The organism is Bradyrhizobium sp., from assembly GCF_016462955.1.
Lineage (GTDB): Bacteria > Pseudomonadota > Alphaproteobacteria > Rhizobiales > Xanthobacteraceae > Bradyrhizobium.
The window spans coordinates 1-8631 of record NZ_JAEMSD010000295.1; the positions used below are offsets into that span (position 1 = coordinate 1).

The following is an 8631-nucleotide window of genomic DNA, read 5'->3' on the forward strand; positions in this document are numbered from 1 at the left end:
CGGTCAGACCAGCCTCTATCGAGGACGCAGATGGGTGCGCCCGTCGCGAAAACACATGGAATGAAGACGGACGGCCCTATGCGCCATTCGGATCAAGGCAACGAGCGTCGCAGCGAAACGTCGTTCACCGTAAGCAGGCCACATAAGAGCCGGGTCATCACCTACCAGGGAAACTATCGCTGTCAGCAACGTCGGCGCACCTGTCGAAGCGGCCATCGCAAGATCGATAACGAGGCTGCCCACGTTCTCGCCATGCGGATGCAACCCGGTCCTCCGCATCCGTGCGACCGACACGCCCTGCGAGGCGTGAAACAGATGCTAGCGTCGGTGGACGGGCCGGCCGCCGAGTCCGGGACGATTCCGCCGGCACGCGCGATGGAACGCAGCTTGGCGTGCCGGTTGCAACGCCACAGCAGTGGTGCGGGTTGTGAGCACGATCGAAGTCGACAGCGATCCGGCTGCCGGGCTCGATTTCGATCGGACGCTATTTGGCCGGTGCCGCAGCGGGCTGTCCGCCCACTTCCGAGCGGCGGGGTCGCGCAGCGGATCGTCCTCGCAGGCCACGCAGACGTAGCGCGGCTGGCCAGGCGCGACGTCGTCGGGCATCGCCGTCATCGGCTTCCCGCACTTCGGGCACAGCTTCCGGCTCGGGTAGAGCGGAGTCATGTTTTTTTCCTGCCGCGACCAGCTTAGTTCCCGGTGCGCCGCGAGCACAAGTAGATCGCCGAAACTTGTCCGCATGCACCAGAGCGCTTGACGCGGAACGCGTCTCGCACTGAAATCCGGTTTTCAGTGATGTTGCGGGGGTGGCGTCGTGGAAGAATTTTACAGGGGCTTCGCGCAGCGGGCGCGCGATCTGGCCGAGAACGCGGACCCGTTCACCAAGCGGCGGCTGCTCGACCTGGCCCAACGATACGATCTCAAGAGCAGACCGGGAGCCCCGGGCGGTCGGACCCTCCCGCCGCCGCGCGCGACGCCACCGACGGCGCTGTTTTCCGGCTCCGGCGAAGCTTAAGACTAGTCGGAGCGCGGCCCGGTCGTCGGTTTTCTATGTGTTCATCGACCGGTCCGGGTGTCGGCCACCCGCGGTCGCGGTGCTCGCGTTATCACAAGCTCACCCGTGCAGCATGAAACCGCGCACGCGCGCCGCGAAGGATCATCGCCTGCGCCGCGCGATCTCGTCAGCGACCATGCCCTCCGCCCGCACCAGCCGCTCATGCAGGGTCTCGAACATATCGAGGATGTCATCATTGGGTTCATTCTTGCCCTGCTCGATGGCTTCGGCGACGAGCTCATCGAGGGGCGTCTCCTTCAATTGGCCTTTCTCCAGAAGCTCTTCAAACAGACTATCGCCGCTCGGCTGCGGTTGCATGTGACCGTCGGAGTTGCACCAGACGGTGAATGTCTGTTGTCCCAGAACGGCGTGCTCGACCATCTCCGCATCCAAAGGAATCAGCGTCCCCCAGGCCTCGCCCGCCTCGTCCGCGAACCCCGCCACGTACATCCGTTGCTCCGCAGCCCCTTCATCACGAGGCTGGAGGAACGGCGTGAGGACGATTGGAGGGTGTTTTCCCATGACGATCTCTCCGAACGACTTTGCATCGACACAGCGCAGCAGCTGGGTCAGTGCGGGTATTTTCGATCACACGAAAAAGGCAAGGTCTGGGAACGGCGCCTCATCGTCTCACGCTCGCTGCTTGTCTCGCCGGCGAGAATTGATCTGCGCCATCAGTATCGGGCCAAGCGAAAATTCGCCGACCTCGGCTTTTCGCGTCAGACCGCGTAGATAACCGCCGGCGGAATTGATCGCCGTCCCGCGCTGCAGGATACACGCGACGACGATGGCTGCGGGCACCTCGCCCATAACCTTTTGCGCCTCCTCCCAAGCGCTCGGGCTGATGCCCAGCATCGATCGCACAACGGCCGCGGTAGCGAGGAAATCGCGCCAGTTCGAAACCCCGCCCTTCGCATAATCGACGATGTCCGGACACGCACTCAGGACCATTCCTAACGGATACGATCCCTCCCCGACTCGCGATGGTTGAGGTTTGGGCTCAGCTCTCGCCGCCCTGCCTTCTCGAAGGACAGGTTCAAGTTCAATAGGGGCGTCTGGATTTGAATTCTGTATGTGGCGCTCAGAATGGGACTCATTGGCGCTCGGATTCTTGGATTTGATGTGTGCTTCCAGAAGATTGAGCACGTCGTCGGCGAGCTGAGACAACTCGTCGGCGATCGGCTCAAGCTCCTGGCGCGTAGCCGTGCGCGGAATCTGGTCGACGATCGCGCGGAAGGCGGCGTGCACGACCTGCCAATCGGCAGGCCCCTGCCCTCCTCTTCGCGTCGGGACGGCTTCCTCGATGCCAGTTGCAATCATCTTCGCGATGTCGCGCCGGCACAGCGTAATGCGCTCTCGTACGAGCTTGAGTGCGCGGGCCTCGGCTTCGATATCGGCCGCCAGGCTCTCGAACTCCTCTGACCGCACGACCAGCGGCGACAGATCGAAGCCGAAGGCGAGCTCGATTTCGCCGGCGTCGTCCTTCCGCGCATACCGCTTGCCATTGGGACTGTCGCGCCGAACGATCAGCCCGGCGTCGACCAGCACAGCGAGATGACGCCGCAGCGTCGATGCCGGCATGCCGTGCGCTCGCCGAGTGAGTTGATGGTTCGAGGGGAAGACGATCAGATCGTCCTCCCCTGTCAGGGCGGTTTCGGGATGGAAGGTCAGCAGCGCATTCAGTACCGAGAGGGAGCGCTCCGACACGCCTAGGCGCGGCCGTGCCGTGCAGATGGCGTGGAAGATCTTCCACTTGTGCACGATCTTTTCGGGAGGACGTTCGGTTGTGACCATCTGGCTTGCCACATGGGCAAGCGTCAGCGATCGCCGCCCAAAGGGCGTCGTTGGAGAGTGTGACTGCATGTCTTTGCCTCAGCTGGGCAAAGAAAACCTGCTCGCCGAAACGGCGATAAAATCGCGTGGAAACTCTTGACTGCGATTCGCGAAAGTGATTCTCTGTCAGTCGCCAAACTTGAAGAGAAGGCTTCCGGAACTCCGTTTCGGGGGCCTTTTTTCTTTTCCCTTGTCTGCTCCTGGTTCGTGTTTACGGGACGAGGCCGTCAGGCCTCGGTAGTTTCCTGGCCGCCACTCGTCTTGGAAAAGGCGTCGAAGATGGCCGGGAGTTGGTCCACAAGAAATGCCGCGAATGTCGCCGAGACATTCTTGTCGATGGTAAGCTTCAATTCGCGCTCGACCTGACGCACGTGCGCAATCTTGTCCCCGGATGCGGAAAAGACTGGCTTCTCTTCCGATGGCTTCGATGTCCCCGCGGGAGATGGACGGCTTGCTGCTGAGAATGCTGCGAGAAATCGCGCGTCGGTTTCCCGCTCTGCAAATTTCGGGTCAGCGATCACCGCTCTGACACGTTTGAGCGACGCGGCATCCTTGAGTAATTCAGCGAAGGACTGCCAGCGGCCGCGGCCAACTTTCGGAGCCTTCCCGATTGCTCGAACGACTTCGGGTGGAACCGACCGAGCGACGGCAAGGAGTTTCGAAGCCTCAGCCCGATCGATCGACAACGCATCCTGCACGATTGACCGGCTATGCCCGGCATCTTCGATATGCATCGCGAAGCTGGCGCGCTCAATGAAACTCAAATCCTCGCGCGGTGCGTTCTCGAGTCCTTGCGCCACGACAAGGGCTTCATCTGACAGCGATCGCAGGATCGCTTTGACGGAAATACCCAATTCGCGCGTGGCGCGGACGCGGCGATGACCATACGCGCTTTGATAGCGCCCTTTTGCTTCAGGATGCTCCCGAACGAGAATGGGCACCTCTTGGCCACGCTGTGCTATCGACTGTTTGAGTGCTTCGAACGAGCTATCATCATTGTCGCGAAACCGGTCGGACAGGGGTGATGGATCAATAAGCGAAGGGTCGATTTCAAGGATCACAGCCCCAGACGCGATTCTTTCGCGAAGCTCCTCGTTCTCCTTCTCGACTTCGGAAAAAGAATCCTTCAACGAGCGGACCGAGCCCGACGAGACCCGCGGCAAGGCAGCGGGCACGTTGTCAGCTGACAACGTGCTTGATTGCGGGGCCGTGAAAAGGCTCTTGATAGTGTCAGTACGTTTGCTCATCGACCCCACACCTTCTTAAGAAGTTGCGCGATTTCGGCATTGACCGCGTCGACTGATTCCAACGCGCGGTCGTAGGCGCCCCGCCCTACCGCGCCGCGCTCCAGCTCATAAAGTGATTGCTTGGTGAGGCCAGCATTGGCGATTGCAGTCGATTTCCAAACAGTGGCCTGGAGCACATCCGATCCAAAGAGATTACGAAGGAGGGCCACGATTTGAGCTTCGGGCACGTCGTTGGGATCATGACGCGTGATGACGTACCGGATGAAGTCGTGGTCGAGTCGCCCGCCGGCTTCCTCGATGACGGACATGAGATCCGACGTCATGAGGAGAAATTGGCTCATGGATGCGACATCGACCATCTGCGGATGGATGGTCACGAGCATCGCGGTGGCCGCGTTTAGCGCGCCCATGGTCAGGTAACCAAGTTGGGGTGGGCAGTCGATAACGACGACATCGTAGTCGTCGGCAACCTGGTCGATGGCGCTGGCGACTCGGCGAAAGAACAGGTCGTGTCCGCGTTCACGCCGCTCGATCATTGCGCGAGGCGTGTGGTGCTCGAACTCCATCAGCTCAAGATTGCCCGGAACAAGACCTATCCCGTCAAAGTAGGTCGGCCGGACGATGTCGCGCATCGGCCGGCGGTGCTCGTCATACCGGATGGCACCGTAGAGAGTTTCATTCGCCCCAATATCAAACTCGGGCTGGTACCCGAACATCGCGGAGAGCGACGCTTGCGGATCGAGGTCAATGGCAAGGACCCGAAAGCCGGCAAGGGCGAGGTATTGGGAAAGATACAATGCCGTCGTCGTCTTGGCGGACCCGCCCTTGAAGTTGGCGACGGTGATAATTTGGAGCTTGTCGCCCGGCTGGCGGCGCGGGAGAAATTCCGACGCTTCTCGGGGCCGCGCCGTCGCTAGATACGCGCGCAGCTCATGAATCTGAGCCAGGGTATAGGATCGGCGGCCCCCAAGTCCGGTCGCTGGGGTCGGTCCAAGTCCGTCGAGGGAGAGCTGTCGGAGATAACCATCGGAGACGCGGACAATTCGCGCAACCTCCCCTGAGGAGAACGAGCGGAGAGACTTACTGGCTGAAGGCGGGAAAAGCGTTGTCGCCAGCGAGCGAAGCTGGCCGGAAAGAATGCCGGCGTGCCGGGTGATCCGGGCAGACGCAGTCTCGCTCATGGTAAGTGAATCTTCCGCTAAGCTCGGCATTTGCTTTCTCAAGACGGTTTCTGCGCGTCAGACGCCTGATCTCCGTCTTGAGAGATGGCCACGATTCTATGATTTGAGCAAGAATTAAAGGGTTAACGAGTTGTTAACGCCCAATGGCGCGCTGCCCACAAGCAATGGCGCTTTTCGGTGCATCGTGCGGCTGTTGTCAGCTGACAACAAAGCCTCCAGCGACCGGGCGGAACTCTACTTTAGCATGAGTCGGCGCCCCCCCGCTCCCTCCGCTGCATCGAAAGGTGCAACCATGGTGCGTCTTCTCGATCAAAGAGACCCTGCCGCGCAGCTCCGCAAAGTGCTCCGAACCGTCCCCCTCCCCCACTCTTGCCAGCGCGGGCCGCCGCGACATTATTCACCGCAGATGATGTGATGGCACGCTGCATCCAGCCCCCTTCAACCCGCTTCAGCCGCCCTCGTCAGCGACACGGGCCTTTCAGCGCCCACGTTGGACGGGCGAAGAGTCGGCAAAGTCGGCTCACTATTCCCGAGCCGTCGCAGATGAATCGAGGGCTTCCCCGCCAACGCTGTACCGCCGCCGGGCAAACACGCTGTCGACGCTTCGGTCCGGATCTGCTGGACATGCCCCGCCCGGCGCGCGGCGAGCGGATATTCGAGGCAGTCTTCCAAAATACCATCGTCGCCGAAGTCTCACAAATTCACGACGCTGGATAAACGCCTCTTGCAACGGGGACTTTCTGCGGCGGCGCCACGTTCCCGTACGCCGCCACCGGCGGGTCCTGGATGCCATCCCGTTCGCGACCGCGACCGGATAGGCGACCTGGACTCGGTTCGCCACCTCGGCCGGGCACGACCAAGCAGCAGAGAACTGGCCTCGCCCGGCTCAATTGTAATGGCAGTGACTTGACCCGGCTTCGGACAGTCGGCCGAGGCGACGTCCATCGCCAAGCTTGAGATGCGCTTGGTTCGGCGCATTCGCACGCAGGGGCGCGGCATCGCTGGAGTTAGGGATGGGGCCATCACATGCGACATTGGGATGACCCGGTCGAGGGGTGAATCGACCTCGCGGCGGACTGTCCTAATCGAGTTCAACAAGACGAGGCGCCCAGTGCCGAAGGCCAGCCGCTCCTTTGGATAGCAAGCAGCAAAGCAGCCGCACCGAGCCTCGGCCCGATGGGAGATCCGCCGAGATCCGAGCTGCGAGCCACTCCAACATAGCGACATCGGACGGGCGGAACTCTTGCCAGATAACAGCGCCCCGGGAAGAGGTTGTTGTCAGCTGACAACAGGGGGCTTGCCTGGGATGGATGTTGTCAGCTGACAACATCTCCCTGTTGCGCTGGCTCCCAATGCCATTCAGCACAGGCTCGCGGGAAGCACCAAAGAGGAGGGGTGGCATTCATAGAATGCTAACCTTAAAAATTCGGCCTCGGACGAGTTTCGCGCCAAGCTTCGAGATAGGCGAGGTCCGAGGCCAGCGCCCGCAGACTATTCTCGCCATGCCCTCGCGCGCGAGGTGCTTCAGCGTTTCGACGTCGTCGTCGGTCAGGAGCGCGGCTAGCCGGTCGCGCCGTTCCATCGGCAGGATCGAGGCCAGCGCGTCGAGCTGTAGGGCCCGCCGGGTTTCGGGGTCGGAGACCAGTGCGCGGGAGGTGATGCTGTCCATCGCCCCGTCCTCAAAACCCATAGGTCCGGTCGGCCCATCGGAGCAGCACGCGCGCGTCGCGATCGGGCAGACGCACACGTTGCTCCTTCAGGCCTTGCGCGATCGCCTGACCTACGTCGGGGTCGACCCAATGGCCGTGGGTCATCAGGAAAAACCAGCCGAACGGGAGCCCGAGCTCACGGTCGACCGCCTCGATCCGGTCCATCAGGAGATGCACCGACGCGTCTGGCGTCGGCAGCAGCCGCTCTTGGGGCGGCTGCAAGGGCCGCGGGATGAACCCGATCTCACGCTCGCCCTTGTAGGTGTAGTCGCGAACATCTAGCGCCCAATGCGCAAAGACACGCTGCCTACCCGCGCTCGAGTCCTCCCAGTCGCGAAAGAAGCGAATCTCCCGCGGCACGTAGTCGAACCAGTCGGGGACCGCCTCCAGGAAAGGCGTCTCGCGCGTACCGTCGGGACCGACCTCGCGGATAACCCGCCGCTCCATCTCGGGCCGCTTGGCCTCTCGCTTCTCGCGCTCGATGCGGCCGCAGCGCTCCAGAAAACTACGGATATGGACGAAAGCGCCGCCGGCGCGGTCAAGCAAGCGGTAAAGGGGGCCGGCGAGGCGGTCCCTCTCTGGCGGCTGATCCCGGCGGGGCCAGCTTGGATCGAGCAGTTCCTCTTCGCCCCGGGGTCGATAGTCGGGATTGACGATCGGGGCGGCCTGCCACTCGCTTTCACGGCCGAGCGCGATCTGGATGTAATCGGCTGCGCCGGGTCCGGTCGGCGCGAAGACGAACGCGCTGGTACCGCGCCATTCGGTGATCAGGAGATCCGTCTCCTTGAGGCGCCGCCACAGCGCGTCAATGTCGCCGTCATCCTTGGCAAGCTCGCCTGTCATCCATGGCCGCAGTTCGCCGATCCGCGTGCCATCCGGTCGAATGACCGAACGGGTGTCGCGCCAGTAGTCATCGTCGATCCGCGCGGCGCTGAACTGAAAGCCTGGGAAGGCGTGGGCGAGGGCTGGGACGAGGTCGTCGTCAGCGGAGGCCGGGTCGAGGTTTGCTAGGACGGCCTCGATGGAACCAGCGTCGGGAGACGGAGAGGGGAGGCGTTCATTGAAAATTAACCATAAAAGCCACCTCATATGCCGCGAAGGCCGCGCGTCTTAGCGGGATTGCCGCGATTTCCGTAGCGCGCGATCGGCAGGCTGCGCCCCGTCGCCTTGAGCGGGGGCCGAATCGGCGGGGCCCAGGACCTTGGTGGCCCTGCCAACGGCGTAACCGGCTCTTCCTTCTGTGTATCCGAGGTGATATATACGGATACACGATACGATCTAGAGGAACGCGTCATGGCTTTCCACATCAAGAACCCGGAGACCGACGCGCTCGCCCGCAAGGTCGCGGCGCTGAAAAATATCGGCCTCACCGAAGCGGTGCACGCGGCACTCGCCCATGAGCTCGAGCGCGAGCAGGGCAAGCCGTCCTTGGTCGACCTCGGCATCCAATTCTGCCGGGATCTCCGCGCCAGGGGCAACCCTGTCAAGGGACAGCCGGCCGACAAAGCGTTCCGCGACAGCCTGTACGAGGACGATTGATGTTCATCGACGCCTCGGCCTTGACCGCGCTGCTGACCGACGAGGACGAGGCGCGGGAGCTTTTGGCC

Annotated in this window: 7 protein-coding genes and 1 pseudogene; 2 read left to right on the forward strand and 6 right to left on the reverse strand. The window is 62.3% G+C overall.

All coding sequences use genetic code 11. The features are described 5' to 3' along the window. Positions 1–814: 814 nt before the first annotated feature. Positions 815–1015, forward strand: a complete 201-nt coding sequence (locus JHD07_RS25305) for a hypothetical protein (RefSeq protein WP_024342295.1) — start codon at positions 815–817, stop codon at positions 1013–1015. Between the two features lie 141 nt (positions 1016–1156). Here JHD07_RS25305 and JHD07_RS25310 read toward each other — a convergent pair whose 3' ends face one another. The 6 genes and pseudogenes from JHD07_RS25310 to JHD07_RS25335 form a co-directional block, all read right to left on the reverse strand. Continuing rightward, entirely contained in the window at positions 1157–1576 is a 420-nt protein-coding gene (locus JHD07_RS25310) for a hypothetical protein (protein ID WP_024342296.1), read from the reverse strand. Between the two features lie 108 nt (positions 1577–1684). Further along, positions 1685–2917, reverse strand: coding sequence for a plasmid replication protein RepC (repC, locus tag JHD07_RS25315; protein WP_024342297.1), 1233 nt, complete (start codon positions 2915–2917; stop codon positions 1685–1687). 197 nt (positions 2918–3114) lie between these two features. After that, entirely contained in the window at positions 3115–4134 is a 1020-nt protein-coding gene (repB, locus tag JHD07_RS25320) for a plasmid partitioning protein RepB (RefSeq protein ID WP_024342298.1), read from the reverse strand. Continuing rightward, a complete protein-coding gene (gene repA, locus JHD07_RS25325; protein WP_024342299.1) occupies positions 4131–5345 on the reverse strand; it encodes a plasmid partitioning protein RepA in 1215 nt (404 codons plus the stop codon). The genes repB and repA overlap by 4 nt, the downstream gene beginning before the upstream one ends. A 1418-nt stretch (positions 5346–6763) precedes the next feature. Next, a pseudogene (locus tag JHD07_RS25330) lies at positions 6764–6984 on the reverse strand (integrase); the annotation flags it as partial. Positions 6985–6994: 10 nt separating this feature from the next. Then, on the reverse strand, positions 6995–8113 hold the full coding sequence (locus JHD07_RS25335) for a hypothetical protein (protein ID WP_024342301.1): 1119 nt from the start codon (positions 8111–8113) through the stop codon (positions 6995–6997). Between the two features lie 204 nt (positions 8114–8317). Between JHD07_RS25335 and JHD07_RS25340 the strand changes: the two genes are divergently transcribed. Continuing rightward, the gene (locus tag JHD07_RS25340) at positions 8318–8563 is read left to right on the forward strand and encodes a type II toxin-antitoxin system VapB family antitoxin (protein WP_024342302.1); all 246 of its coding nucleotides are present in this window, start codon (positions 8318–8320) and stop codon (positions 8561–8563) included. Positions 8564–8631: the final 68 nt, after the last annotated feature.

What these genes read in the sequence shown, in the direction of transcription:
- repC (WP_024342297.1), bottom strand. Translation starts at nt 2,917, where the DNA reads ATGCAGTCACACTCTCCAACGACGCCCTTTGGGCGGCGATCGCTGACG.
- repA (WP_024342299.1), bottom strand. Translation starts at nt 5,345, where the DNA reads ATGCCGAGCTTAGCGGAAGATTCACTTACCATGAGCGAGACTGCGTCT.
- JHD07_RS25335 (WP_024342301.1), bottom strand. Translation starts at nt 8,113, where the DNA reads ATGAGGTGGCTTTTATGGTTAATTTTCAATGAACGCCTCCCCTCTCCG.
- JHD07_RS25310 (WP_024342296.1), bottom strand. Translation starts at nt 1,576, where the DNA reads ATGGGAAAACACCCTCCAATCGTCCTCACGCCGTTCCTCCAGCCTCGT.
- JHD07_RS25340 (WP_024342302.1), top strand. Translation starts at nt 8,318, where the DNA reads ATGGCTTTCCACATCAAGAACCCGGAGACCGACGCGCTCGCCCGCAAG.
- repB (WP_024342298.1), bottom strand. Translation starts at nt 4,134, where the DNA reads ATGAGCAAACGTACTGACACTATCAAGAGCCTTTTCACGGCCCCGCAA.